Below are 26,401 nucleotides of genomic sequence, written 5' to 3' on the forward strand. Positions count from 1 at the left end.
TATCGGCCTGCGAGGCGACAGACACATACTCGCCCGCCGCCATAGAGAGCGCACCCGCGGCCAACGCAGAAAAGCCCGTCAGCAGGATCACGCTCGAAGGCTGGGCAGCAGAGGCCACGCCGACGATCAGGCTCGCGACGGAGATCAGCCCATCATTCGCGCCAAGTACGGCGGCTCGAAGCCAGCCCATACGGCTGATGGCATGATGCTCGGCGTGGTCGTGAAGTTCGCTCATGGCGCGGGTCCGGTATCTGTTAACCAGACCAGATTAGCCGATTGGGTTTGGAATACCACGTGGCAAATTGTAATAGAAATCCCGGAACGCGTTACGCGTATCCGGGATCCAGTTTTCAACTTGGCTGGGTCCCGGTCTTCTCTTCGAGAAACCGGGATTTCTAACCCTCCACCATCTCATCCGGCCGTATCGTCGCGGCGATCCGGTCCAGCCGGCGCATGAGTTCAGCGCGCGCCGCCGCAATCTCCTCGAATGAGTAGAACACACCGTCCGGCTGTTCCTCTTCTTCGGGAACGCGCACCCGCTCCAGCGAGCGGGACAGTGTATCGGCCATTTGCGTGGCCTTGGCGGCGGCTGCGAAATTACCGCGCATAATCGCATCCTCGGCAGCTCTGGCAGCGTTTGTTAGAGCATGTTCCAGTCGCGCCTGGCGGGCTTTTTGTTGTGCTCGCGCGTCGTTTTTCTCAGGGGTGGTCTGATGTTTGTCTCCCGCTTCCCCCGGATCAGGTCCGGGGTCTCGCGATGAGACGGGTTCAAGGCTTGTTCGATGATTGTCTCCCGCTTCCCCCGGATCAAGTCCGGGGTCCCGCGATGAGACGGGCTCAGGGCTTGATTGATGTTTGTCTCCCGCTTCGCTCCCCTCTCGCGATGAGACGGGCTCAAGGCTGTCGCGCTGATCTGAGAGTTGTGAGTGCAGCCCTGAGCCTGCTCCATGCGAACTGACAGGTTCGCGGGAGCCAACCCAGGAGTCCCCACCCAGTCCGGGCAGCAGGCCGAGTGGCGGCGTCTCCGGCGCGTTAAACGCCGGTTCTTCCACCAGATCTTTTACTCGCCAGCCACCCTCGGCCGCCCATCGCGCAATGGTGGAGGCGGGCACGCCGGTCGCCTCTGTGATCTGAACATTGGAATAGCCCTCTTCACGCAGCTTGCGGACTTGGGCTTTGGTCTGCGCCGTATATGGCGCGCGTTTTGGATTATGTGTCATAGGTAAGAGTATGATCTCACTCTCTCACGGTGGGATAAGTTCTGATACCACGAGCAACGCGAAGGCGCAGGACGCCTTGAGCCAAAGGCGAAAGAAACGCGTCCGAGCAAAACAAAGAAACCACCCCTAAAAACCAGAAACCCCGGACGTCGCAGCGCGACGAGCCGGGGTCCAGTTTTATCTCAGGCTGGGTCCCAGTCCTGCTTACGCAATCCGGGATTTCTTGATGAGAGTGTGGTGCGCAAACCGTAGGGTGTTATTAGGCCGGAGGCCGTAATGCACCAGAAAGAACCACGCGCAGCGACCGTTTGATTGATAAATTTATTCTGGCGCATTCCACGTAAAGGAGTTGGGCGTTTGAACATGTTGAATTTTGTAGACCAAGCACCATCTGTGGTTGGAGCGTTTTGCCTGATAGGTTTGGTAGGATTGGGTTCGATTCCCATTCACATCATCTGTCTCGGTGGTCTTCTCACATTTATTGCCCTTTGGGCTTTGGCATTCGTCGTTGATCTATCAACATCAAATGGAAAGGAGCATCACATGGAAACAGGTAAAACTAAGTTTGGTAAGCTAAAATCTGCTGCGAGGTCTCTCGCAAATACTACTTTGGCCACCGGGGCTAGTATGTGGTCTGGTCTGGCCCTATCAAGCAAAGCGCTCGAACTTGAATAGATCAGGCAGCGGTCCGTCCATCCAGAAATGATATTTTCAACCTGCGATTTCCGCCTGATTGAGTGTATCGGAAAAATCGCAATTCACGTGATTCGCACTATTGCAAGCGATTGCGAATCTGTGAATTACTGGGATAACACTATATATTGTGGAAGTTCTTAACTAATTTCTGTATATAGTAGGCTTTTTAGCCCTTGATTATATCCCACAAAACACCAAACATGTCTTCGACGGTTAATTTTCTGTAAAAGAAAACCGCCGAGCTGCAACTCGACGGTTTTCTGGAGAACTAACTCTGCATCGATAGTTCGAAGGGCAGAAAGTTGCTCTCTACTGAGTTCCGATAATCCAACGGAACACTGCTTTGTCAAGCTTCGGACGTCAGCTCTCGTGCAGAGAGAGCGATAACGAAGGTGATGTTTATCATGGCTTGGTCAGAAGAACGTAGCAGAGCACGCATCAGGAAGTTCATCGAAGACAACCCGATCAGTCGGATGAGGGTTCAACAATTCGGTGAATATTATCAGGATAGATCGCGGCAGATTATTGAGGACTCCCAGAAAGGTCTCAATCCTCGCAGAGATCCAATTCTTGAACTCTCATACAATCAGGCAATCACGACAGATGGCGTTCATATCTACGCCAACCTGATCGACTTCAACGATACTCTTACGGAGAACCAAAGAGAGACTGAAGCGTCTCACGAACGAGCACTACAGTTTCTGCACCTCCACTATCGCGCCTGCGATGAACTGATCCGGGCCTTTGGTATCCAGAGAGTAGACTTTCATGGCGGCAGACTGCATGCAGTTGTACTTGCACCCGAAGGTCCACATCGGGAAGTCGAACGAGTCCAAACCGCTATTGCATTCGCTCAATCCTTCATCGACATGGTTCGTTCACAAAGTGACCTTTTCCAAAGCAGGTACCGAACGGACGTTTGTATCGGCATCGATAGCGGAAAAGCTGTGGCTATAAACAGCGGACGAAAACCTGAGCAAGAACCCCTGTTTGTCGGTAGCCCTGCAAACCATGCCGCCAAGTTAGCGGCAACAGACATTCCAGGCATCGTTCCGAGTAACCGAGTCAGGCAAGTTGCCGGAATTCTGACGGCAGGACGTCTGATGTCGGCCTTTGACGTAACTCGCTTGGCAAAGTTAGCGTTGGACTTCGTAGATGCCTCCGGAATAAAAACGGAGCTCCGAGTATCTGAAGCCGCTGATGCATTTCTGTCCGAACAACGGTCGCTTTCAAGATCTGGCAGCCGGCCGCCATCATTCACATTCCATAAGCATACGCCCCCTTTGAAGTCGATCGACTACAATCTCCTGTCGGCAAGCAATTCCATCAGGATGGGTATGGCGAGCCTATTTGCGGACCTTGACGGGTTTACGGCGTATGTCGACGAAGCCGTACGAACCAATAGAATTGCACAGGCAGTTCATGACCTGCACGTTATCCGTAGAGAGTTTGTATGGTGCACTAGAGACGACTTCGGTGCGAAAAAAGTACGCTTTATCGGCGACTGCCTACACGCGATTTCATCACAAGGAGATGATGATCGCTCGACTGCTGAAGATGCAATTCAGATTGCGGCCGCAATTCGATCATCGTTTTATGTGCTGAAGGAGTCACTCCCGTCAATTCGGAGTCTAGGCTTGGCCATCGGACTGGAAAGTGGTCCAACTCCAGTTTCACGCATCGGATTTCGTGGTGAAGGAAGCGTGCGATGTTCGTCGAGCAAAGCAACATGCGCTTCTGAAGAACTTCAGAGCGCATGTGATGATGGAGACATGCGGGTCGGGCCTAGAGCTCTATCAGCGGCGTCGCTGAGATATTCAAACATTTTCGATGCGGACGGTTACCGCAATGACCTTCACTATGACGAGTTGATGAGCATTGTAGGCGGCTCCACTTCTGCTCATATTTCCGCTGAACCGCACAGATCCCATCTTGGATCATGACCACCCCGCAAGAATGGCTGCTCTGTACTGCACCCAATTGGATTGCGTTGCGGCAAGAGAGCGAGAACACATTGATCGGGCAGCCAAAAATACTGGCTGCTCCAAAAGAGTGGTCCGCGCTTAGGCTCAAGATCAGCTGCGAACAGCTGCCCAAGGTATATGAGGCAGAACGTGGTCAATGTTTGCCAAAGTTCTGTCCGGAACGACATATAAATTTTGACGGAAGCTTTTGCTTGGGCGTTGACAGGACGCCAGTATCGGATTCCGTGTCTGCAGTCTCATTTTGGCAAGCGCTGTATTCACATCTGATTTTTCAAGCTAGCGCGGCAAAGCGCGCTGTTTGGCCGGACTCTAATGCATGGGATCACGGCGACGCGTACAGGCCACAGCAAGAGGGTGAAGCGCTAGCGATCCGACTTGGCATAGAGCAAGATTTCCTGCTTGCACGCGAAGGAAAACCGACTTGGATTACGGATCGAAACACAGTCAAAGAGAACGAGCAAGGTGAAGTTATCGCTGTTGACCATCCTTGCCCCGCGGGATGCCGACAGCGCTCCAGCTCAGCATCCCAACGCCCATGCGAACACTCGAAAGATATGATCAGACTTGTGCAAATTGAAAGAGAACGACGAAAACTACTGATTGAGTTCTGGGAACTATTCAGAGAAGTCTCAGGGTGCTGCGGAACAATGCCAAACTGCCCGATGGCGATGTCTCAAGAGAAGTTCAAAGAATGCTTCTCAAATTATCACAATTAACGAATCATCCGTTGTTTGGACCAAGTTCTTTAAAGTGTTCGCGGAGTTTGTTACACGCTGGGCCGAGGTTCGACATGCCCTCTTTGGAATTCGTCCAATTGTAATTGACGACTTCAATTCCAATTAGATCGCTAGGAAGCTTCACATCCGTGCCGCGAGGCTCCATCAATATTGCGCGTTTTCTTCCCAGCTTGCCCATGAACATTCCTAATTCAAAGATTATGTTGTCGCGAGGCACTGGCCAAGATTCTCCGCGGATTTCCGCGACATCGTCTGGCTGAGCAATTGCAATTGCGAAATCCGAATCCTCAACAGCCTGCTCTAATGATTCAACGGGATACTGTGCCAAACGAAACACTCCGTCGGTCCATACGGTAACTGCAAAATCGTGCTCAAAAGCATTTTGAATCACCCTAGCGACGTCCAATCCCTCAACCGAAGAAATGACGAATACTTTGGATTTCTCGCGATAAGCACCGACCGTGCTATTTCTTTGCAACAATCTCCGAGAAAGTTCCGCTGCTATTACTTTATACATCTTTGGATATTCATCAGCCGTTTTCGAAAACTCATTTTCCCCAAGGCGCAATGCAACAACTTCTTCTAAAGCAACACACGTCGCTGACCTAAGCTGCGACGGCTCAATGGCCGCCATCTCTCCAATATGTTGTCCAGGCCCCCGCTTTGCCATTGTCCTCCCGTTGACAGAGACTTCGACAGTTCCAGCAATTATGAAGAAAACATCTGTGGTATACTCACCTTGCGTAATGAGAGCCTCGCCCGAACCAAAAGAAACCAGATCACCGCGCTCTATCAAAGTGCTCGCAATCTGCTCTAAGCCTAATCCGAGCCTTGACGAAACCAATGCCTCTTTAAGTCTTGAAACATTTCGCTTCCCGCTGAATCGTTCCAACAACCCCATCGCGCTCCCCCTCACCCAATCAAATCCAGATTTTCCTCGCGCAGTTTCTTCAGCTCATCCCTCATCCGGGCGGCCTCTTCAAACTCGAGGTCGGCCGCCGCATCGCGCATTCTCTTCTCAAGATCCGCGATGACAGCCTGAAGATTGTGGCCAGAGCCGCCTGAGATTGCAACACTTTCTTCCTGCACGCCGCGCTTGCGCGACTTACCGCCTTTGAGCTGGGTGCCGGAGCCGCGCTGGTCTGACGGCACAAAGCCTTCCAGCACATCTTTAATGCCGGAGAGCACTGTGACCGGCGTGATGCCGTGTTCCTCGTTATGGGCGATCTGTTTGGTGCGGCGCCGCTCTGTTTCTTCCATGGCGCGGGCCATGGAGCCGGTGACCTTATCGGCATAGAGTACGACCTTGGCTTCGGAGTTACGGGCGGCGCGGCCAATCGTCTGCACCATGCTGGTCTCCGAGCGCAGAAAGCCTTCCTTATCCGCATCCAGAATGCCGACAAAGGCGCATTCCGGGATATCGAGCCCCTCTCGCAGGAGGTTGATGCCGATGAGCACATCGAACACGCCCATGCGCAGATCGCGAATGATCTCGATCCGCTCCACCGTATCGATATCGGAGTGCATATAGCGGACCTTCACATCCTGCTCGGTCATGTATTCGGTGAGGTCTTCGGCCATTTTCTTCGTCAGCGTGGTGACGAGGGAGCGGAAGCCGCGCTCTGCGGTCGCCTTGCACTCGGCGATGACGTCATCAACCTGATTGGTGGTGCCTGTGGAGACGGGGCGGACCTCGACCGGCGGGTCGACAAGGCCTGTCGGGCGGATGACCTGTTCGGAGAACACGCCGCCTGTGCGCTCCATCTCCCACGGGCCGGGTGTGGCCGAGACGTGGACGGTTTGCGGGCGCATGGCGTCCCATTCTTCGAATTTGAGGGGGCGGTTATCCATACAGCTTGGCAGGCGGAAGCCGTATTCGGCCAGCGTGCGTTTGCGGCTGAAGTCGCCCTTATACATGGCGCCGAGCTGGGGAATGGTCTGGTGAGACTCGTCGGTGAAGACGATGGCGTTTTCGGGCAGGTATTCGAACAGGGTTGGCGGCGGCTCGCCCGGCTTGCGGCCGGTGAGATAACGCGAATAGTTCTCAATGCCGTTACAGCTGCCGGTGGCCTGCAGCATTTCCAGATCGAAGGTGACGCGCTGTTCAATGCGCTGGGCTTCGAGCAGCTTGCCCTGCTCGTTAAAGGTGGCGATGGTTTTCTGCAGCTCGTCCTGGATCTTGTCGACGGCCTGATTGAGGGTCGGGCGCGGGGTGACATAGTGGGAGTTGGCGTAGACCTTGATCTTCTCAAGCGGCTGGATTTTCTTGCCGGTGAGCGGGTCGAACTCGGAGATGTCCTCGATTTCGTCGCCGAAGAAGGAGATTTTCCAGGCGCGGTCCTCATAGTGGGTGGGGAAGATGTCGATGACATCGCCCTTCACGCGGAAGGTGCCACGGCCGAAGGCGGCGTCGTTGCGCTTGTACTGGAGGGCGACGAGGTCTTGCGTGACCTGTCGCGGGTCGATGCGCTGGCCGGTCTCCAGCTTGAAGGTCATGGCGGTGTAGGTCTCGACGGAGCCGATACCGTAAATGCAGGAGACGGAGGCTACGATGATGACGTCGTCGCGCTCCAGCAGGCTACGGGTCGCGGAGTGGCGCATCCGGTCGATGGCCTCGTTGATGCTGGATTCCTTCTCGATATACGTGTCCGAGCGCGGGACATAGGCTTCCGGCTGGTAGTAGTCGTAATAGGAGACGAAAAACTCTACCGCGTTATCAGGAAAAAAATCTTTGAATTCGCCATAGAGCTGCGCGGCGAGCGTCTTGTTCGGCGCAAGAATCAGAGCCGGACGCTGTGTGCGCTCGATGATATTCGCCATGGTGAAGGTTTTACCCGAGCCCGTGACACCGAGCAGGACCTGATCGAACTCGTCCTCGTCTTTGAGGCCCGTGACGAGCTCTTCGATCGCCGTCGGCTGGTCGCCCGCCGGCTTGTATTTGGACTGAAGATTGAAGACCTTGCCGCCCTCCGTCTTCTCCCACTCGCGATCCGGGCGGTGAGGCGTCCATTCAGACGGGGTCAGCACCTCTACGGCGCCGTCCATGATGAATTGCGAAGCTGGGGCTTCTGCCATGCCCCGATTGCGTGATGATCCTGCCATGACAGTAATATGGCGGCAGGGACCCGATAGTTCCAGTCAGATATTCACCTTCTGCTGACAGGAGGTGTCAGCAGTCAGCGCGCCATGTCCGCTTCCATCGCATCAGCGAGGATTTTGAAGTGCGGCATAAGGAACTCGATCCCCTCAGCGGACGTCATATGCGTCTGAAGCATACGGCGCAGCGCCTGTCCGTAGACAAAGAAGAATGTGAGCGGAACGAACTTCAGATAATGCTCCGAAAGTTTCGGGAATTTGGCCTCCAGAACTTCTCGCTGTGCCAGCCGAAAACCTTTCAACCGGTTGTCGACGCGTTCCTGAGAATCGATGTCCCACGAAAACGAATTCGCCAGAACGGTAAGCGTCAGAGCCGGATGCACCAGATCGCGGTCCATCTGTGTCTCTGCGAACCGGACCAGCAGTTGGATCGGCGTCTTAATCTCTTCGTTCTTCATCTTCTGGATGGACTGTTTCAGCTCTTCATTACGCTGCTCGAACGCCTGCTGGAGCAATTCAGCTTTACTGCCGAAATACTGGATGATCAGCGCTGGCGATACGCCGGCCGCTTCCGCAATCTTCCGGATCGTCAGTTTTTCGGTGCCAATATCGTTGATGAGGTCGATGGTGGAGGAGAAAATCCGCGCCCGTGTTTCGACCGACTTTTTATCGTGTACGACGTCTTGTTCATTCATCGGCTTATATGCCTTCCGCAGAATCGTATTTTTTTTCTTCAGCCTGCAATAAGACCAACACGTATGGAAAGAAATTTTCCGTCGAATTTACGCGCCAACCGGCCTCACAGGCTTGCATTCCCCCGACTTTACACAATCGGAAGTTACATTTTAATAAACATGTTCATTTATGTAAGCTGACGACATGCCGCGGCAAGGTCATCCACGTCCTTTTGAGACGTATTCCAGTGGCAAACGAAACGCACAGATCCATCAATCCACTTATAGGCACGCAGTCCTTGCGAAAGGAGGCTTTCGAACACGTTATCCGACATATGAGCAAACACCTCATTGCCATCGACCGGATGCGCCAGACGCGCCCCTGCTTCGGCCGTCAGAATCTCCGCAACGGCTTGTGCTTTTGCATTGGCGATACGCGCAGAACTCAGCCAGAGATCGCCTTCCAGCATAGCAAGCGCCTGAGCTGACAGATACCGCATTTTCGGCGGCAAATGCCCTGCCCGCTTTGCACGCGCCTGAAGCAGCGGAAAGCGCTCGATCATATCGTTGAAGAGAACAATTAGCTCACAGCCAAGCGCGCCGTTTTTGGTGAAGCCCAATGACATGAGATCAACGCCAGCCTTCCAGCTCATTGCCGCAGGCGTTTCCGCACCGGACACCAGCGCATTGGCAAATCGCGCACCGTCCAGATGCACTTTGAGTTCTGCATTGTGTGCGATCTGCGCGAGCGCAGCCGTCTCATCGGCACTATAGCGCGCGCCAGACTCAGTCAGGTTCGTAAGCGACAACGCGGCAGGCGGCGTTTCATGAACAAATCCGCGCTGAATGCCCGCACACACGGATTCCACTTCATCAGGGGCCAGCTTCGCATGATCGCCGCCGCACAAATGCAACTTACCACCGCCAGTGAAGAATTCCGGCGCGCCTCGCTCGTCACGCTCAATATGCGCTTCGCGATGGCAGATCACGCTCTCCATAGAACCGCAGACAATGGATAAAGCCAACGCATTCGCTGCAGTCCCGGACGCAACGGGAAGCACCTCCACATCGGTCTCGAACCGCTCTGCAAGCGCCGCCTTCAGCTTCAGCGTTTCGCTGTCCGCCCCATAACTCGGCTGCGTGCCGGAATTCACCCGGTCCAGCGCCTCAAGGATTTGTGGGTGCGCCGGCGCGGACGTATCAGACGAAAAATCCACTTTGTGTGCCTTTAATCAATTGTGTCGACGACGTCGGGTGTCTGCCAGATGAGATGCTGACCTCCATCAACGGCAATCATTTGTCCCGTGACAGCATCCGCATCGATAAGGAAGCGAACCGCCTTGACGATTTCATCCGGATTGGCGCCGCGTTGCGTCAGTGTCGCCTCAACTTCTTTTTGAAACTCGTCATCGGACTGAAACTCGTTTTTCAGCGTCGGCCCCGGGCCAATTCCATTGACGCGAATATTGGGCGCGAGCCCCTGCGCTAGAGTTTTTGTTGCGCTCCAGAGTGCAGACTTGGAAAGCGTATAGGTGAAAAAGCTCGGGTTCAGCTTCCAGACGCGCTGATCAATCATATTGATGATGACACCGCGCTGCTCCTTGCCCAGCATGCCTGCAAATTTCTGAGAAAGCAGTATAGGCGCCCGCAGATTGACGTCCATATGGAAGTCCCAATTGCCGCGTGTATGCGTCAGAATATCGTCGTCTTCAAAGGTGGAGGCGTTATTGATCAGAAGCCCCAAATGCCCGCCAAGCGCATCGGCCGATGCTTCAACCAGACGCGCCGTGTCATCTTCATCTGCCAGATCAGCCTGAACGAGCTCTGCTATACCTCCGGCGTCGCTCACGGCTTTCGCTGTCGCCTCGGCGCCCTCTTTCGAACTGCGATAATGAATGGCGACGTGATAGCCGCGCTCACCCAAAGCAACCGCGATTGCCTGGCCAAGTCGCTGGCCTGCGCCGGTTACGAGCGCACGATTTGCGTGAGAGAGTTCCAAAGCATGCTCCACAGTCTGTCCGCTTCAACGAGAACCGTATCCCAACCCTGCCCCAGCAGATAGAAATGGTTCAGCCCAAACATATAGACCGCATAGCAGAGAATGAAGAAAATACCGGTCAGCCAACCCATACGTCGACCTGACAGCACGCAAAGCAGGAACATGCCCATCGACACGCCCATAAACCAGTGATCAAGCTCGAAAAAGATTGGCGGCAGATCAACAGGCCCAAGGAGTGCGATGATGCCACCTGCGGCCAGAATATTGAACATGACGGACCCGGCGACATTACCGAGCACAACATCCGCCTGCCTACGGAACGCCGCCGCCATTGATGCCGCAAATTCCGGCAGGGATGTACCAACGGCGAGAAGCGTCAGCGCGATGAGTTCGTCACCTACGCCAAATGTGGTCGCAAGCCCGGTCGCACCTTCAATGGCCAGATGAGCGCCAGCAGGCAGACCGACGACACCCAGTGCGATAAAGAATGCTGTACGCACCCAGCCCGGAAACGGCTCTTCAACTTCGTCTGCGATCAGCTCCTCCGGGTTGCCACCTGGAGGGAAAATAAGTGCGGCCAGAATATAAAGACCAAGTCCGACCAAAAAGCCGATGCCAACAGCCGGAACCAGCCCTACGGTCGCGGTTGCCGTGAGCCAGGCCGCAGTCGCGAGCGCCGTAACGGTAACAGCGCGCTTCAGGCCCGTTCCCCTGGTCGTCATCGGCATGATGAGCGCCGGGATACCCAGCACTAGAAAGATATTGGCGATGTTCGAACCAATAATATTGCCTGTCGCAACACCTGGCGCGCCTTTTAATGTCGACTCAATCGCGACAAGCATTTCGGGCGCCGAGCTGCCAAAGCCCACGATGAATACACTCGCCAGAATGTGAGACACACCAAGACGAAGCGCGACGGCAACGGCGCCGCGCACAAGAAAGTCCCCTGCGAAGACCAGAAAAACCAGCCCCGCTACGAGTAGCCCGAAATCAAAAAGCATTCAGTTAGAAGCTGACCTAGTCGAGGCGCTTCATGTCGATCAGGTTCAGAAGCGCGAAAACACCGAAAGCCAGACCGAGAGCAACAAATGCGTACATAACAAACTCCTGTTTTGCGTCGGTTTAGCGTGACTAATCCTGAAACGCGAGAGGTCAGAGCGCCGCAAACGACATTTTGCCGGATTTTTTATCGATATGCGCCCGAAGGCAGCCGAACCCACAGGCCACCGACAAATCGAGCTGGAACAATAGTCAGAAAAATCACCCCTAGGTAGAATTAAATACCAATAAAGTGCCAAAACAGATCAAACTTCACTTGACCCAATCAAATAAAGTGGGAAGTTTTGACCAACTCTCAAACACTCAAAAAAAATAGGGAATTGGTAACGATCCTCGCTTATCGTTTACCACAACCTGCAGGATTCCTACGGTAAACTCAGGGGACATTTTTATTAATACTTTTTACCGCGGGGGTATTCTCGTGAGCACATCAACTGATTTGTCATCCCGTCTCAATTTTCTCAGACTTGACCTCGAAACAATAACAACGCTGCGAGAGCTACGAGCGCCGCTCGAAGACATTCTTCCGAACGTCCTGCGTGACTTCTACGCGCACGTGGCAAAATATCCTGAGATCGAACGCTTTTTCGACTCTAAGGAACGACTGGACTTTGCGGCAAACGCCCAATTCCGCCACTGGAAAGTGATCCTCACGGGAGACTTCTCTCCTGAGTATATCAAATCCGTCAAAACCATTGGCACGGTACATGCGCGCATCGGCCTGGAGCCACAATTCTATCTGGCCGGATATACCTTCCTTGTTGACGAAGCGCTTCGTCGCCTTGGCGAGAAGTTTATCAATAAGCGCAAGCTGTCGGTAGAATACTCTAAACTCCACAAGATGCAGAGCGCCTTCATTCGCGCGGCAATGCTCGACATGGATCTGTCCATTCACTTCTTCAATGAAGTCCGTCGCCAGGAAGCCCAGCAAAAAACGCTCGATATGGCCGATCTGTTCGAAAAAGAAGTTCAGGCCGTATCAGGCATCGTGTCTGCTGCTGCCGTCGAACTGGAAGCGAATTCGCGTCAGATGACCGAAATCGCCGAGAGCACTTATTCACGCTCAGCGGATCTTTCAGCCTCTATTCTTCAGGCGTCCAACGGCGTTGAAGCAGCATCACGCTCGACCGAAGAGCTCGGCAATGCAGTCGGCGAAATCGCAGAACGCTCTGCAGAAGCCACCAAGGTCACCGCAAGCAGCGCAACAACGGCCGACGAGGCGAACCAGACGATCCAACGCCTTTCAGCATCTGCGGACAAGGTGAGCGAAGTTGTATCCCTGATTTCAGACATCGCAGCGCAGACGAACCTTCTGGCTCTCAACGCTACGATTGAAAGCGCGCGCGCCGGTGAAGCAGGCAAAGGTTTTGCTGTCGTTGCATCCGAAGTGAAGACACTCGCCAACGAAACCGCCAAAGCGACCGAAGAGATCAGCCGTCACATCCAGGAAATGCTGGATACGACCAACAGCGCTGTGAACGCGATCGCCTCTATTCAGGCCTCGATCACGGAAGTGAACTCTGTGTCTCTGTCCATCAATGCGGCCATCGAAGAACAGACCTCATCCACCCGTGAGATTGCTCGCAATACACGCGAAGCTGCGGTGGGCGCCCGGTCTGTCAGCGACTCAATTGAAGAGGTCTCCCGCAGCGCCGAAAGCACGAAGAATGTTTCCGAACAGGTCGTTCAGGCATCGGCAGATCTTGGACGTCAGGCCACGACCCTACAGGGTCAGGTGAACGACTTCCTCGCCCATATTCGCGCGTCTTAATTCGCCCCCTCCCAAAAGTAAGACGATGCGTTTTGCCTCCGGCCAGCGTTCTTGGCCGGAGGCTTTTTATTTGACTAAGCTCTAAATCAAACCAAATGCAGTTGGGTGAGGCCGCAAGGCCAGACAAAACAACTAAAAATATTTCTTGTGAATAATTTCGACCTGCACTTTGACAGGTCCGCAGAATGCAGCAAATTTAACTATCTAGTAATTAAGTATCGCCATTTCGAACAGAACGTAGACAAACTACCCATAATTCCAATTTGTCGATAGCAAAATTATCGAAAGACAAAATGTAAGTATAAACAAAAACGGCAGTTTTATTAACCTTCTTTCAATCTATCCATGTGAAATAGGTAGTGTCGAAAGACGAAGTGGTCCTGGACGTGCGTATCCCCCTCCCTCCCCCACACGTCCCGGTTCAGGCGACCGTCTCTGTTTCCTCCCCCCCCGACCGAGAGACGGTCGCCCTTTCGACCCTCAGATCAGACGCTAGAAAAGAGACCCTTGCGCGCCCTTAGGCGGCACGGATTTTTTGGGTTTTGGTGACGCCGGAGGCGCGCCATCAGTCTGCGTCGTGACATCAACATCACCATCAGCAAACTGAACCGTCATGCGTTGAGCCGCGCGCGCAGAAGCCGTATCTCTGACCAGCTGGCCGTCGGCGGTCTTCACGACGGCATAGCCACGCTTCAACGTTGCCTGATAGGACAGAGCCTCAAGCATATTACCCGTTCGGGACAACCGGTCCTCAAGACGTGACGCCTGCCGGTCAAACGCACGCGCCATACGGTCCGTGGCCTGCTGGACTTCGCCCGTATCTTTCGTTTCACGCAGCAACGCATCTCCGCGCAGTGACAAGCGCTTGGATACTGTCGCGAGCCGGCTTTCACCGAGCGCCGCCTGACGTGTCAGGCCCGCCGTGAGGCGCCTGGACGCCTGACTGACACGATCATCCAGCACACGCAGGCTGGTCTCCAGCGTTTTCGGACGCAGACGCGGCCCCGTCTGATCAAACATGGACCGCTTTTTCAGAAGGGCAGCCTGCAACGACTGGGTAAGACGCCCCTCGGCATAGTCAAACCGTTGCTGACGGGATTCCAGCAACGCCGTCGGGCGCGGCAGGCGCGCGGCCACCGCCATCAGCTCTCTTTCGCTGCGCCGGGAGGTCTGCGTCAGCCCGCGCATAAGGCGCTCGCCATAGGCTGTAACCGTCTGCACAAGCTCGGACCGTACCGGAACGGCAATCTCGGCCGCCCCTGTTGGTGTCGGCGCACGTCGATCTGACGCATAGTCGATCAGCGTGGTGTCTGTTTCGTGCCCGACCGCCGAGATGAGCGGGATCTGCGAAGCTGCCGCTGCGCGAACGACGATCTCTTCATTGAATGGCCAGAGGTCCTCGATTGAACCACCTCCGCGCGCCACGATAATCACGTCAGGGCGCGGCACGGGGCCATCCGGCGCGAGCGCGTTAAACCCTTCAATGCCCGCCGTGATCTGCTGAGCCGCTCTGTCGCCCTGCACAAGCGCGGGCCAGACAAGCACATGAACCGGAAACCGGTCGGATATCCGGTGGAGAATATCACGAATGACCGCGCCGGTCGGGCTCGTCACAACGCCGATCACCTTCGGGAAATACGGGAGAGGCTGTTTGCGAGATGTTTCGAACAAGCCCTCGGCAGCGAGTTTCTTCTTACGTTCTTCCAGCAAGGCCATGAGCGCCCCGGCGCCGGCAGGGTTCATCGTATCTGCGATCAGCTGGTAGTTGGAGCGCCCCGGATAGGTCGACAGCTTCCCCTCCGCAACGACTTCCAAACCCTCTTCCGGGCGGAACGGCAGGCGCGACACGCTGCCCTTCCACATGATCGTATTGATGACTGCCTTATCGTCCTTAAGGTCGGCATACATGTGACCGGACTTTGCAATCGTTACGCGGCCGAGTTCACCACGCACACGGACGCGGTCATACGTCGTCTCAATGGTTCGCTTGATGGAACCCGCAAGCTCTGAAACGGACAGCTCGGGAAGATTGGCAGACGCGGGACGGTCGGAAGGAAAAAAGTCGCTCATACACGTTCATTAGCATGACTGACTGAGTCGCAAAGAGGGGATGGCGCGGCTCCACTGCTCTCCCGGAAAGAAGGAGCGGACGAGCGAAGCACGAACCCATGTCATCCCGGATGCTGTGCAGCATCTTAATGATGCACTGCTGATCCGGGACCCGAAACATGCAGTCTCCCGCCATCAGGTCCCGTGTCTGCAGAGCACCGCTTCGCGCTGCACTTCGCACGGGATGACAAAGTCGCTTCCCGCGCAATCAGATGCGCCTCTATCGCCGCAAGGGATTCCTTGCTGCGCATGAGTTTTAACTTGAAGATTGAAGTCAGATAGAGAGTGAAAGATTACACGCCGCGTGGTCTGGAGGCGGCCATGGCTCTTGCGGCCTCATGATGTGATGACAAGCCGAAAATGCGGATTCCGTCTGCTCACAGAATACAAGAGATATGCGTTCTGAAGGCTCCAGATAAGCCAGCGCGCAGACAATCAATCGAGCCAGATGGCTCGCCAGTGTTTCTGCGCGCTCAAAGTTTTCGATTGTCGTCTGAAGCCGGCCAGGCAGCTCGGCCAATGAGGTGAGGTCACAGCCCTGAGCGGATTCTGTGTGAAATTCTGCTTCGTGAGAGCAAACAGCACAGCCTTGAGCGCGCTCTATGCGCACCGAAGGTGCGCGAGAGCAAACAAAACTGCCCGCCCGCTGCCAGATAGGCGTACGCATGGCGTTTGCCGCGAAGGTAAAACCGGCCCGTTCCAGCTGGTTCGAGGCCAGCATACGCACATAGGCATGCACCATCGCGTCAGTTGAAATCACCATTCGAGCGAGGTCACGCGGCGCGCGCATTTCACCGGTCGCCTGAAGCCGCAAGCACCAGGCATACAGCCGCGCGAGGTTCAGCCCGATCAGCTGGCCAATGGTCAGCGAGGTGTAATCAGGAGCAGATGCAGGCGCGGGGTTCATGCGCCAAGTTTAGGGTGGCGTGCGGTGGGGTTGGATAAGAAAATGTGGGGCGGTGTTGAGCGCAACGCGCGATACCCGCCGACACGGGCATCTGTCGTTTTGATAGGTTTTCGCTCTTTCCCGCGAAGGCGGGAAACTGGACCAGCCATATCAAACCAGATCCCTGCATGCGCAGGAATGAGCGAAGCACGACCTCGTATCATCCCGGATGCTGTGCAGCATGACAATGATGCACTGCTAATCCGGGACCCGAAACATGCCGTTTCCCGCCATCAGGTCCCGTGTCTGCAGAGCACCGGATTGTTTTCAGAAATAACAACCGATGCCAAACGAATGGGTTATTCACCGAGCAAATCTCTCAAAAACAGGTCGAGCTTCTGCACAGCAAGCGCATAACTATAGATGCCCGGCCACGTTTCTTGAAGTTCCGACCGTGCCGCCAAAAAGTCATCGTCCTCATAATACCTGAGGAAGCTCAGATAGTTCTTTCGAATTTCAGCTGTTAATTCTGCGCCTCGATCAAAGCGCAGCTTCATTGCACGACACGACGACTCCAGATCATATATTGTATATACTAAATCTGCAGCAAATGTATCTGCCGAATTGGGGACCGACTTGCCCCAAATCTTTCCGCGTTCATGTCGAGCCTGCGTATAAGCGTCTTGCGCGGCATCTATCAACGCAGACAATTCAGGCATTAATTTATTCCCCATGTTCTTAAGAGCCCACTATCATCAATGATAGCAAATCTTCCATTCGGCCCATCCCAGGTCCTCGCAACGTATTGCTCCGGCGTACCTTGCCTGTACACTTGAGTTCTACGCAAACTCCAACCACGCGATCTTGCGGCGATCTGTCCTTGAATATCTCCTCCGATGCGCATGTATCTTGCGATATCGCCTTCAAAATGTCGTGTTGCGTGATCAAATATGCCGTCCGCTACAGTGTCATAGGTTCCTTTACTCCAACCTCCGATCAAACGGTCGAACTCCCTTCGCGTCATACCGCTTTCGGCAATCATCTGAAATAATTCATCAGAACATATATTATGCACCCAGACGCCGAGTTCGCCGACATGGTAGGTCGCCCAGCCATCGACTGAAAAGTTATAGACCGGCTCAACGATGCCGGTGGCCTCAACGCCCGTCACATAAGCCGGCGAGCCATCACCCAGCAGATTGTATATTTACAGGATCGATGTCGCGATAGAATTGGCTATTGAAAATTTCGAAATGTCATCGATGTCAGTCCGCATAAGTAAATATAAATCGGTTAACTTTTCAAAGATTTTCTTTCTGACAGGGTATTTGTCTTTATCGATTGTAACGATTTCCGTGTTCCATGACATAAAGCCTTCCGTCGCCACGATGTTTGAAGTGCTGAATTCTTTACCCGGCACAATTTCACCGGGATAGAGCCCATAGTATTGAACGCTACACTCTCCCTCGTTATTTATTGAGAGGCTTGCGATTAAACATGAAATATTTCTTTCAAGCACGCACCGGTTCACAGCATGTCTCCACTGAAACTGGTATTCGTTCATACCGAAGACTTGGTCTATACTTCCAAAGGTTTCGAAGTGAGTACCCAAAAAAACACGCCCTTGAAAAAAGGCTTTCCCTTCAAATAAGGTGGTCTCATCAGAAGTGAACTCTATCATCACCTACCCAACCTATTCTGTAGAGACGCATCATAGGTACCCAGTCGGGCACCTCCTCGATCAAACATCTTCCAAATCCCCCCTTTGTGGCCATCGACATCTGGGGTTATGAAGCGCCCCCCATTAGTATCCGTCACTTTGTGACGCGTAGGGTGCATTAAGCGCAGCGAATGCACCAGAAAAATGACGAATGGTCAGGCTCAAACAGGTCATGAAAAACGCGGCAAATCTACCAAAGCCCCGCACAAGATCAGCCGAAACTACACTTTACAATCAACTGATTTTTAACCGTTTTCTCTAGTCACGCTAACAAGATAAAAAGACTTTTCTGCTCTAGTCTGCGCACACACCTGTGGAGATTAACATGAGTCAGAATGACACTGTACTGGATCAGGAAACCTATGACCGCGGCATCGCGGCGCTGGACCAGTATCTGAAACGGACATCAACGCGCTATGCGATTGTTCGACTCGTATGCAATCTCTGCTTCATGCCGCTGGTCGCGTTTGCGACGGATTTTCAGCATCTCGGGCTGATCGCAGCATGGGCGGGTGTCGTTATTCTGCTGGAAGCTGTCGCAGCTGTGCGCGTCTTCCGCTACTTCAAGAACAAAGAGACGGTCGAACTCGGTCCTGACGGATCGATCAACGGCAAGATCGTATCTGCGCGCGTGGTATCGATCATTGTTTACCTACAAATTCTGGTCCCAACCCTGTTGATGACATGGGCTTATGCCCTGCCCGGCTTGTTTTTGTGGACCCTGCCTCAGCCCGCCCCGATTATCGGCGCCATGATGACGGTCGTTGTTATGATGAATGTCGCTGGTCAGCATACTTTCAAGCCAAGCATGTCTTTCGTTACGGCGATCGTACCCGCGGCAGGGCTTTTGCTGAACCTTCACGAGCTATCAACAGACGAATTCCAGCCTTACGCGCTCACATTTGGCGCGCTGATCATCATTCAGTCGGTTGCGATTGCGCGCGCTGGCCACCGGTCATTTGACCACATGCTGAATGTGATGTTCGAAAAGGACAAAGAGAAACTGGCCCGTCAGCACGCAGACGAAGCCAATCTCGCCAAGTCGCAATTCCTGGCGAATATGAGCCATGAACTGCGCACGCCGCTCAATGCGATCATCGGCTATAGCGAAATGATGATGGAAGACGCCGAAATGGATGCGCGCGACGCAGACGTTGAGGACCATAAGCGGATCATTCTGGCGGGCAAACGTCTTCTACTGAACATCAATGACATTCTGGACTTTTCAAAGATTGAAGCAGGCCGCCTAGATACCGAGATTGGCCAGTTCGACCTTGGCGTTATGGTGAAAGAAGCCAGTGATACCGTGTATCCGATGCTGGCCGACAAACCGGTGAAGCTGACGATAGATCTTCCCGAAAACACGCCGCTGGTCTGGTCTGACCGTCACCGCCTTGAGCAGTGCCTTCTGAACCTGTTATCAAACGCAGCGAAGTTCACGCATGAGGGCGACATCATTATCCGCGGATACTCTGAAGAGATTGGCGGGTTTGACGGCTTTGTTCTGGAAGTGACGGATACCGGCATTGGCATGACAGAAGAGCAGCTCGACCGCGTCTTCAAACCGTTCTCGCAAGCTGACGAATCCTTCACACGCAAATATGGCGGCACAGGACTCGGCCTTGTGATTTCGCAACGCCTGATCCAGCTGCTTGGCGGCGAGATCAGCGTAGATAGCACCGAAGACAAAGGTTCCACATTCCGCCTTCATTTCCCGATCAATGTTCAATCGAGCACAAAAGGCCTCGATGAAGATGCGCGGGGAACGCAGGACCGGCCTGTTGTGCTGGTTATCGACGATGATGCCGACGTGCATGAACTTCTGTCACGCGATCTGCAAACCATCGGCTTTGATCTTCACCATGCCCGCACTGCCGAGCAAGGCCTGCAGAAAATGCGTCAAAGCCAACCTGCGGCTGTTGTACTGGACGTGCACCTCCCGGGTAAAACAGGCATGGAGCTTCTGCACGACGTTCGCGCCAGCGCAGACCTGAAAGATGTGCCTGTCATCATTCATACAGTCGATTCAGAACGCGCTAAATTCATCAAGGCCGGCGCAAACGCCTATTTGTGCAAGCCGGCCAGCCGTGAAGACATGGTCGCTGAGGTCGTCCGTCATGCGCGCCACAATCAGCACCCTGTAGGTCGAGCCTCAAAGAAGTCAAAGGCAAGATCAAATACTGATCGCGCCAGCGCCTGAACGTTTAAATTATCCACTGCATAATTAAGACTTTAGAGACAGTGGAAGCGTACTATCACAATTAAACTGGCCTTGGATTTCACTTCTGAGGCTTGATAAACGGGGACACACCCCAGGAGCTGGAAACCATGACCCGAATTCTCCTTGCTGAGGACAATGAGGACAATTTCAACATGCTGGCTCGCCGTCTCACACGTCAGGGCTTTGTTGTCATTGGCGCAGAGAATGGCGAGATAGCTGTCGAAAAAGCGGCGTCAGAATCTCCAGACATTATCCTGATGGATATTTCTATGCCGGTCATGTCAGGTCTCGATGCGACACGTGAAATCCGTGACAATCCGGCAACCCGTTCGCTCCCGATCATCGCGCTGACAGCTCATGTGAGCAAGAAAGACCGCGACAGCTGCTTTAATGCTGGCTGCGATGCTTTTGAAGGCAAGCCGATCAATTTCCGGAATTTGATGGAAACCATGTCCAACGTCCTGGCGATCAAAGGCAAGCAGCTAATCGCCGCCAGCTAGGTCATTTACTCAGTCGTGAGCATGAACGCCTTCGGTCACATGACCGGAGGCGTTTTCGTGCGCGACATGGCCGACGCCGGCGCTGCCAATGACGAGCGCAATGGCAATACCTACGCCGAGGGCTGGAATAGACCGGATTGGATGTTCTGCCTTCATATGAGCCATGAGCGGACCCGTGGACACGAACAGCAAAAGTCCCGCGGAGACCGCAAACAGAAGCGACAGAATGCTCATATCGACAGTGTAGGCCAGCGGGATCATCGCGATGGTTCCGAGCGGCGTTGTGACACCCGCAGCGAGGAATGCCAGAATAAATGACAACCGGTTTGAAATACCCGCAGCACGAAGCAGCGCAAATGTAATGATCGCTTCCGGAAACTCGTGAAGCACAAGTCCCATCGTCGCATAGAGCCCGGTATCCATGCCTTGCGAAAAGCTGATCGTGTAAATCATGCCATCCAGAAACGAGTGAATGGAGATGGCAATAAGCGGCGTCAGACCGGCCGCGAGCGTGCGCGGATCAGCCACCGGCAAAAGCGTTCGCAGAATGTCGTGAACAAACAAGCCTAAGAAAAAGCCGCCCAGCATCAGGTATGATGCCAAAGGTCCACCAGCCAGCGCTTCGGGCGCCAGATGGGTAATTACCATTGTCAGCAGCAGTCCACTTGCTATCAAGGCAAAGACCGGTCCGTATTTCTGGCTCCAGTCACTGCGGATAGAGACTGTTATCAAACCAAGAGCTGCGATAAATGCAGCAAGACTGGTCAGAAACAGGGTGGCCAGCAAAGGCGTAGCAAACACGTCTTGAAAATACTCCGGAGCGGGCAGATGACGCGCATTGAACGTCTATCGAACTGCTTTATGTTATAATATCCACGCCCTATGTAGAAGAGGATGAGAGAGAATTCAAATGCCAATTGGACTTCTAGGGATAACTCTTCTGTCACTCATTGCCGCATCCGCTCACGATGATGCACCGCGTCAGGCCCGCGCGCATACTCACGGCGCTGGTGAAGCCTTCATTTTGCTCGAAGGCAGCGACCTTTTCATTCAGATTGCCGCGCCTGCTGCAAACTTCCGGACACCAGAGGGTGCGCTCCTCTCTGTCGCTGATCTCTCCGGTTATGACATGACCGAAGACTTCCTCTCCCTGCCAGCACGCGCTCAGTGCACGGTCCAGAGCCAGCAGGTTGAACAGGAAGGGTATGAAGGCGAAGACGCTGTCGAGCACGGGCACAGCCACGACGCATCACACGCACATGATGACGGTCACCACACCGAAGGTGGACACGACCATGAACAGCATGGCGACCACCACCATGAAGGCGAGCATGCTGACCATCACGAGAACCATGCTGAAGCCGCGACACCTGTTGAACACGCAAACTTCCTCGTCACCTTCGAAGCTGAATGTGAGCGCCCTGACCGTTTGTCTTCTGTGAACTTCGCGGTGTTTGAGGCTCTTCCAGGTTTTGAAACCCTCCAGACAACGTTCATGACCGACGGCGGCGCTGATGCAACCACGCTGTCCGCATCAAACCCAACGATGAGCCGTCCATAGCGGAGAATATTTTGCCTCTACTCAGCCTGAAGAATGTCGAATTCGCCTGGCCGGGTGCGCCAGCTCTGCTTCGCATCCCCGAGTTTCAAATCGAAGCGGGCGAGCATGTGTTTCTGCGCGGACCAAGCGGTTCCGGCAAAAGCACGCTTCTCGGGCTGATCGCTGGCGTTCTGACGGCAGATTCCGGGCAGATTGAATTTGCCGGAGAAGATCTCGCCAACGCATCGAACGCAAAACGGGACCGCATCCGCGCCCGCGATATGGGCGTGATCTTCCAGCTGTTTAACCTGCTGCCCTATCTGAGCGTGAAGGCAAACGTCACCCTCCCTTGCAAGCTTTCCGCGGAGCGTCGAAAGCGGGTCGCCGAAACCGGCACAACACCTGATGACGAAGCCCGTCGTCTGCTTGACCGGCTGGGCCTGAACGATGATCGTATTCTCAACGGCAAGGTCACCAATCTCTCTGTCGGCCAGCAACAACGCGTCGCCGTCGCACGCGCTCTGATGGGCCGCCCGAAACTGATTATCGCCGATGAACCGACCTCTGCGCTGGATACCAAAGCGCGCGATGCCTTTCTCGAACTTTTGCAGGAAGAAAGCGCCGCAGCCGGTTCCGCGCTCCTTTTCGTGAGCCATGACGAGCATCTGGGCGCAGCATTTAATCGGATTGAAGACCTCGAGACGCTGAACACAATCGCTGCGGAGGCCCGCGCATGAGCCTTTCAGCCCTGATCTCGCTTGCCTGGGCAAGCCTCTGGAACCGCCGCGCCTCGGCGCTCCTCACCATCACCGCCGTAGCCGTAAGCGTGATGCTGTTCCTCGGCGTCGATAAGCTGAAAACATCATCGGAAGAGAGCTTCCAGCAGACCATCACCGGCACGGATATGATAGTCGGCGCCCGCACCAGCCCGGTCAGCCTGGTTATGTTCACCGTCTTCCATATCGGTGATCCGGCAGCGGGCATAACTTGGGAAAGCTATGAATGGCTTCAAAGCCGCGGTGACATTGAATGGACCGTGCCAATCTCCCTTGGCGATTCCCATGACGGCTATCGCGTTGTCGGCACAGACCAGAGCTTCTTCGCGCACTACCAGTTCCGTGACCGCCAGAATGTCAGCTTTGCAGGCGGCGTTCCGTTTGATGATCTTTACGATGTGGTTGTCGGCTCAAATGTCGCCGCAGAAAAAGGCTATGCCGTCGGAGATGAGATCGAGCTTTCACACGGCACAGGTCCGGTCAGCTTTCAGGACCACAGCGACCGGCCCTTCACAATCACTGGCATTCTTGAGGCTACCGGCACCCCCGTAGACGAGAGCGTGCTCGTCTCATTGCTTGCGATTGAAGCGATCCATGTCGGCTGGCAGAGCGGCGCGCCTTCACCGCTGGCGAACATGATGACCGCCGATGATGTGCGTCAGCTCAATCTGCGTCCGCATATTATCTCGTCTGCGCTCGTTGGCCTGAGTGACCGTCGCAGCACGCTGAATACCATGCGGGCCATCAACACCTACTCTCAGGAAGCGCTCGTCGCCGCACCGCCCGCACAGGCGATTGCAGAAGTCTGGGAGCTGGTTGGCGTGGCCGGTAATGCGCTAATGGCCGTATCTGCGTTTGTGATCCTTGTAGGCCTCGTCTCGATCCTGACCTCCATTCTGACAAGCCTCCGCGAACGCCGTCGCGAAATGGCAGTCCTGCGTGCAATTGGTGCGGGCCCGGCACAAATCATGACGCTTCTTATCAGCGAAGCGGTGCTGCTAGCGGCAACGGGTGCGGCGTTTGGCATCGCACTTGTCTATCTTGCAAGCGCGCTGGCTGCCCCCATTTTTGAAGCACGCTTCGGTATTGCACTCGCGGGAACATATCCCGGCATGACCGACCTGAAAGTCTTCCTCGCCGTTATCGTCACTGCTGGCGTGCTCGGCCTCATTCCGGCCATTCAGGCCCTTAAGAATTCGCTCGCAGATGGACTGTCCATCAAACTCTGAGAGATACGACATGAATCAGAACCTCAAACTTCTTCTGGCAGCTATGGCCATTCCGATGGCGAGCTGCGGTATGCAAACCGAAGCTCAGCCACAGCAGAGCGATGCACCGGCTGCCGTAGAAGAGCCGGTCCAGCAATCCGTCTGGGAAGATCCGGTTGATGCCGACGGGTATCTCGAAGTGATGTGGGAAGATCTGCTTCCTGAGGGCGAAGAAGAACGTCTGCGTGAAATGTACGCCATGCAAATGCAGGAAATGCTTTCCTCCGGCGAATACATCGCAGAAGGCGGCCCGAATGACGTTGGCGTCCAGATCGGCACCTACAACACGGTTGAAGAGCTGAACGGCCGCAAAATCAAAATGCCGGGCTACACCGTCCCGCTGGATTTCAGCCCCGCAGCTGAAATCAACGAATTCCTTCTGGTCCCGACACTCGGCGCATGTGTACACGTGCCGCCGCCACCGCCGAACCAGACTGTATATGCCCAGCTGTCTGAAACCATGCCGATCCGGGACATGCCGCAAGCCGTCTGGATTCGCGGTACGCTGGTTGCTGACACGCAATCAACAGACCTGGCCGATGCCGCCTACACCATCATCGTCGATGACATTGAGGAATATCAGTACCGTCGTCGCTAACAGCTTTCTGCAGCGGCAAAGTGTTAACGAAAAAGACCAGACCGGTTTACTTTTTCGTTTCAAAATTAGCATGGGCGGGCCATTCGGCTCGCCTTTTTTGTTTGCTCACGGTTTGCTGGAAATTTCAGCCAAAATTGGCTGAGTACAGATAGAAATCCCTAATCCGTTCAACAGATTATTAACGCGAGGCCGCTGCCAGAACGCCGGCCGGGAGAGATCATAGAAAACCATCATATTGCACCTCCGCGTGTTAGCGCGGGCGGAACTGAGGTCGTGCGCAATGAGAGATACGTGGGGGAGACCAGAGCTTCACGAAGACTGGCTACCAATCGAAGACCAAATCGCGAAATCCGGCATGAAACTATTATTCGGTTTCTGGGTGACCATCGCCGCATTTGGCGGTGCGTTCTGGACACTTAATGGCGGATTTCCGTTCAACGGATAGCTAGAAAACCTGTTTCAGAATCCCGGTGAGGCTGGCCGGCGACAACTCATTCTTGGACAGAAACCCATCCAGACTGACGGGCAAGGCATCATAGCCCAGATCTTCCAGATCAGTGCCCGTCAGCAAAACCACTTTCGCCGAAGAACAGGCCCTTATTTTGCGCAACGGGTCTTCAAAGCGCTGATGCGGCGGGACCCGATTATCCAGAAAAACAAGGTCAACCGGCTCTGATGACAGCGTTTCAAGGCCGTCTTCTACAGTGTCTGCATGTAAAAATTCAATCAAGGCAAATTCTGTCAGCGCGAAGAGATGCCCCATCAGCCTCGCGGTTGCATGATTGTCGTCTATCAGCAAAACAGAAATGGGAAACTCCCGAAAATTGCCCTCACATGTTGAATATTTGAATGTTTTTTGATTCGGTTCCAGCACCAAATTTCATCAAGCGCTGAAGCATAAGACCGCTAATCGCGCAAAATTCGCCACCGGTTATCAAAAAGGTGCATGATAAATGGCATTTAACACACATACCGACTGATGCCCTCACCTCGCCCATGAAGCATTTTTCGTTGCTGAATCACGGTTTTTCAGGCATATTCGTCAAGCCTTGAAGTGTTCTGCGATGATCAAGGCAAGAACAAGTTAGCACGCAGATGGAAATGCGAAGTACAGAAGAGAACAGGAAAACCTGACTTCGCGAGAGAGGACAGCATACAGATATGAGTTTTGACGACGACGAACCGCGCAGCGGGCGTGACGGTGGTCGTGGGCGCCGCCCTAAACGGGGTGGCCGCAGAGAGTTTGGCAACGACGATTTCGGCAGTAGTCCTTTCTCCGATCCATTTGATAATCCAGCTCCGAGTGATTTCGGAAGTTCCAGAAATAATGAAGGCGGCTATCGCGGTGGCGGTGGCGGCGGCTATCGTGGCGGTGGCGATCGTGACGGCGGCGGCGGTGGATACCGCGGCGGCGGTGGCGGCGGCTATCGTGGCGGCGGTGATCGCGACGGCGGCGGCGGCGGTGGATACCGTGGCGGCGGCGGTGGCGGTGGCTATCGCGGCGGCGGTGATCGTGACGGCGGCGGCGGCGGTGGATACCGTGGCG

The 26,401-nt window shown here is 54.4% G+C and carries 27 protein-coding genes and 1 pseudogene; 12 read left to right on the forward strand and 16 right to left on the reverse strand.

From position 1 onward, the window contains the following. Both P1U45_RS00005 and P1U45_RS00010 read right to left on the reverse strand, forming a co-directional pair. Window positions 1-235 (reverse strand): VIT1/CCC1 transporter family protein (locus P1U45_RS00005; protein ID WP_301056902.1); only part of this gene is annotated, 235 nt, incomplete at its 3' end. A 160-nt stretch (window positions 236-395) separates the two neighbouring features. After that, a complete protein-coding gene (locus tag P1U45_RS00010; protein WP_301056903.1) occupies window positions 396-1,220 on the reverse strand; it encodes a hypothetical protein in 825 nt (274 codons plus the stop codon). A 363-nt stretch (window positions 1,221-1,583) separates the two neighbouring features. Here P1U45_RS00010 and P1U45_RS00015 point away from each other — a divergent pair, with 363 nt between their 5' ends. From P1U45_RS00015 to P1U45_RS16610, 3 genes are all read left to right on the forward strand, one after another. After that, complete coding sequence (locus P1U45_RS00015; protein WP_301056905.1) at window positions 1,584-1,895, forward strand: hypothetical protein; 312 nt, start codon at window positions 1,584-1,586, stop codon at window positions 1,893-1,895. A gap of 425 nt (window positions 1,896-2,320) precedes the next feature. Then, on the forward strand, window positions 2,321-3,859 hold the full coding sequence (locus tag P1U45_RS00020; RefSeq protein ID WP_301056907.1) for an adenylate/guanylate cyclase domain-containing protein: 1,539 nt from the start codon (window positions 2,321-2,323) through the stop codon (window positions 3,857-3,859). Continuing rightward, complete coding sequence (locus P1U45_RS16610) at window positions 3,856-4,617, forward strand: E2 domain-containing protein (RefSeq protein WP_366144952.1); 762 nt, start codon at window positions 3,856-3,858, stop codon at window positions 4,615-4,617. The genes P1U45_RS00020 and P1U45_RS16610 overlap by 4 nt, the downstream gene beginning before the upstream one ends. Before the next feature lie 4 nt (window positions 4,618-4,621). Here the strand turns inward: P1U45_RS16610 and P1U45_RS00025 are convergent, their stop codons facing one another. From P1U45_RS00025 to P1U45_RS00050, 6 genes are all read right to left on the reverse strand, one after another. After that, window positions 4,622-5,539 (reverse strand): TIR domain-containing protein, encoded by a 918-nt coding sequence (locus P1U45_RS00025; protein ID WP_301056908.1) that lies wholly within the window; start codon window positions 5,537-5,539, stop codon window positions 4,622-4,624. 11 nt (window positions 5,540-5,550) lie between these two features. Next, the gene (gene uvrB, locus P1U45_RS00030; protein ID WP_301056909.1) at window positions 5,551-7,713 is read right to left on the reverse strand and encodes an excinuclease ABC subunit UvrB; all 2,163 of its coding nucleotides are present in this window, start codon (window positions 7,711-7,713) and stop codon (window positions 5,551-5,553) included. 101 nt (window positions 7,714-7,814) lie between these two features. Next, the gene (locus P1U45_RS00035; RefSeq protein ID WP_301056910.1) at window positions 7,815-8,429 is read right to left on the reverse strand and encodes a TetR/AcrR family transcriptional regulator; all 615 of its coding nucleotides are present in this window, start codon (window positions 8,427-8,429) and stop codon (window positions 7,815-7,817) included. 167 nt (window positions 8,430-8,596) lie between these two features. Further along, the gene (locus P1U45_RS00040; RefSeq protein ID WP_301056911.1) at window positions 8,597-9,625 is read right to left on the reverse strand and encodes a beta-eliminating lyase-related protein; all 1,029 of its coding nucleotides are present in this window, start codon (window positions 9,623-9,625) and stop codon (window positions 8,597-8,599) included. Window positions 9,626-9,636: 11 nt separating this feature from the next. Continuing rightward, the gene (locus tag P1U45_RS00045; protein ID WP_301056912.1) at window positions 9,637-10,407 is read right to left on the reverse strand and encodes an SDR family oxidoreductase; all 771 of its coding nucleotides are present in this window, start codon (window positions 10,405-10,407) and stop codon (window positions 9,637-9,639) included. After that, window positions 10,374-11,408, reverse strand: a complete 1,035-nt coding sequence (locus tag P1U45_RS00050; RefSeq protein WP_301056913.1) for a sodium:calcium antiporter — start codon at window positions 11,406-11,408, stop codon at window positions 10,374-10,376. Before P1U45_RS00050 ends, P1U45_RS00045 begins: the two co-directional genes overlap by 34 nt. Window positions 11,409-11,887: 479 nt before the next feature. On the opposite strand from P1U45_RS00050, the gene P1U45_RS00055 reads away from it, so the two are divergent. Further along, window positions 11,888-13,237 carry a globin-coupled sensor protein gene (locus P1U45_RS00055; RefSeq protein WP_301056914.1) on the forward strand — a complete coding sequence of 450 codons (1,350 nt, stop codon included), beginning with the start codon at window positions 11,888-11,890 and terminating at the stop codon, window positions 13,235-13,237. 492 nt (window positions 13,238-13,729) lie between these two features. Here the strand turns inward: P1U45_RS00055 and xseA are convergent, their stop codons facing one another. The 6 genes from xseA to P1U45_RS16615 form a co-directional block, all read right to left on the reverse strand. Next, window positions 13,730-15,307 (reverse strand): exodeoxyribonuclease VII large subunit, encoded by a 1,578-nt coding sequence (gene xseA / locus P1U45_RS00060; RefSeq protein ID WP_301056915.1) that lies wholly within the window; start codon window positions 15,305-15,307, stop codon window positions 13,730-13,732. Window positions 15,308-15,620: 313 nt separating this feature from the next. Continuing rightward, window positions 15,621-16,253 carry a hypothetical protein gene (locus tag P1U45_RS00065; protein WP_301056916.1) on the reverse strand — a complete coding sequence of 211 codons (633 nt, stop codon included), beginning with the start codon at window positions 16,251-16,253 and terminating at the stop codon, window positions 15,621-15,623. A 338-nt stretch (window positions 16,254-16,591) separates the two neighbouring features. Continuing rightward, the gene (locus P1U45_RS00070) at window positions 16,592-16,951 is read right to left on the reverse strand and encodes a hypothetical protein (RefSeq protein WP_301056917.1); all 360 of its coding nucleotides are present in this window, start codon (window positions 16,949-16,951) and stop codon (window positions 16,592-16,594) included. Next, window positions 16,951-17,403: a hypothetical protein gene (locus P1U45_RS00075; protein ID WP_301056918.1), complete on the reverse strand. Its 453-nt coding sequence runs from the start codon at window positions 17,401-17,403 to the stop codon at window positions 16,951-16,953. The genes P1U45_RS00070 and P1U45_RS00075 overlap by 1 nt, the downstream gene beginning before the upstream one ends. 36 nt (window positions 17,404-17,439) lie before the next feature. After that, entirely contained in the window at window positions 17,440-17,913 is a 474-nt protein-coding gene (locus P1U45_RS00080) for a hypothetical protein (RefSeq protein WP_301056919.1), read from the reverse strand. Next, on the reverse strand, window positions 17,913-18,071 hold the full coding sequence (locus P1U45_RS16615) for a toxin C-terminal domain-containing protein (protein WP_366144953.1): 159 nt from the start codon (window positions 18,069-18,071) through the stop codon (window positions 17,913-17,915). Before P1U45_RS16615 ends, P1U45_RS00080 begins: the two co-directional genes overlap by 1 nt. 206 nt (window positions 18,072-18,277) lie before the next feature. Between P1U45_RS16615 and P1U45_RS00085 the strand changes: the two genes are divergently transcribed. Together P1U45_RS00085 and P1U45_RS00090 are read left to right on the forward strand one after the other, a co-directional pair. Further along, window positions 18,278-20,152 carry an ATP-binding protein gene (locus P1U45_RS00085; protein ID WP_301056920.1) on the forward strand — a complete coding sequence of 625 codons (1,875 nt, stop codon included), beginning with the start codon at window positions 18,278-18,280 and terminating at the stop codon, window positions 20,150-20,152. 128 nt (window positions 20,153-20,280) lie between these two features. Beyond that, window positions 20,281-20,673, forward strand: coding sequence for a response regulator (locus P1U45_RS00090; protein WP_301056922.1), 393 nt, complete (start codon window positions 20,281-20,283; stop codon window positions 20,671-20,673). A gap of 9 nt (window positions 20,674-20,682) precedes the next feature. Here P1U45_RS00090 and P1U45_RS00095 read toward each other — a convergent pair whose 3' ends face one another. Continuing rightward, window positions 20,683-21,474, reverse strand: coding sequence for a ZIP family metal transporter (locus tag P1U45_RS00095; protein ID WP_301056923.1), 792 nt, complete (start codon window positions 21,472-21,474; stop codon window positions 20,683-20,685). A 109-nt stretch (window positions 21,475-21,583) separates the two neighbouring features. Between P1U45_RS00095 and P1U45_RS00100 the strand changes: the two genes are divergently transcribed. The 5 genes from P1U45_RS00100 (at window position 21,584) to P1U45_RS00120 (ending at window position 25,300) form a co-directional block, all read left to right on the forward strand. After that, entirely contained in the window at window positions 21,584-22,234 is a 651-nt protein-coding gene (locus tag P1U45_RS00100) for a DUF2796 domain-containing protein (RefSeq protein WP_301056924.1), read from the forward strand. Window positions 22,235-22,245: 11 nt separating this feature from the next. Continuing rightward, window positions 22,246-22,950 carry an ABC transporter ATP-binding protein gene (locus tag P1U45_RS00105; protein ID WP_301056925.1) on the forward strand — a complete coding sequence of 235 codons (705 nt, stop codon included), beginning with the start codon at window positions 22,246-22,248 and terminating at the stop codon, window positions 22,948-22,950. Continuing rightward, the gene (locus P1U45_RS00110) at window positions 22,947-24,218 is read left to right on the forward strand and encodes an FtsX-like permease family protein (protein ID WP_301056926.1); all 1,272 of its coding nucleotides are present in this window, start codon (window positions 22,947-22,949) and stop codon (window positions 24,216-24,218) included. The genes P1U45_RS00105 and P1U45_RS00110 overlap by 4 nt, the downstream gene beginning before the upstream one ends. A gap of 10 nt (window positions 24,219-24,228) precedes the next feature. Then, window positions 24,229-24,855: a DUF3299 domain-containing protein gene (locus tag P1U45_RS00115; protein ID WP_301056927.1), complete on the forward strand. Its 627-nt coding sequence runs from the start codon at window positions 24,229-24,231 to the stop codon at window positions 24,853-24,855. Window positions 24,856-25,135: 280 nt separating this feature from the next. Further along, window positions 25,136-25,300 carry a hypothetical protein gene (locus P1U45_RS00120; RefSeq protein WP_293607177.1) on the forward strand — a complete coding sequence of 55 codons (165 nt, stop codon included), beginning with the start codon at window positions 25,136-25,138 and terminating at the stop codon, window positions 25,298-25,300. Here the strand turns inward: P1U45_RS00120 and P1U45_RS00125 are convergent, their stop codons facing one another. Continuing rightward, complete coding sequence (locus P1U45_RS00125) at window positions 25,301-25,729, reverse strand: response regulator (RefSeq protein WP_301059277.1); 429 nt, start codon at window positions 25,727-25,729, stop codon at window positions 25,301-25,303. It abuts the gene before it with no gap. A 287-nt stretch (window positions 25,730-26,016) separates the two neighbouring features. Between P1U45_RS00125 and P1U45_RS00130 the strand changes: the two are divergent. Continuing rightward, window positions 26,017-26,401: pseudogene (locus P1U45_RS00130) on the forward strand (hypothetical protein); the annotation flags it as partial.

Origin of the sequence: Ponticaulis sp., assembly GCF_029210165.1 — a bacterium.
In the GTDB taxonomy this organism is placed as follows: Bacteria; Pseudomonadota; Alphaproteobacteria; order Caulobacterales; family Hyphomonadaceae; genus Ponticaulis.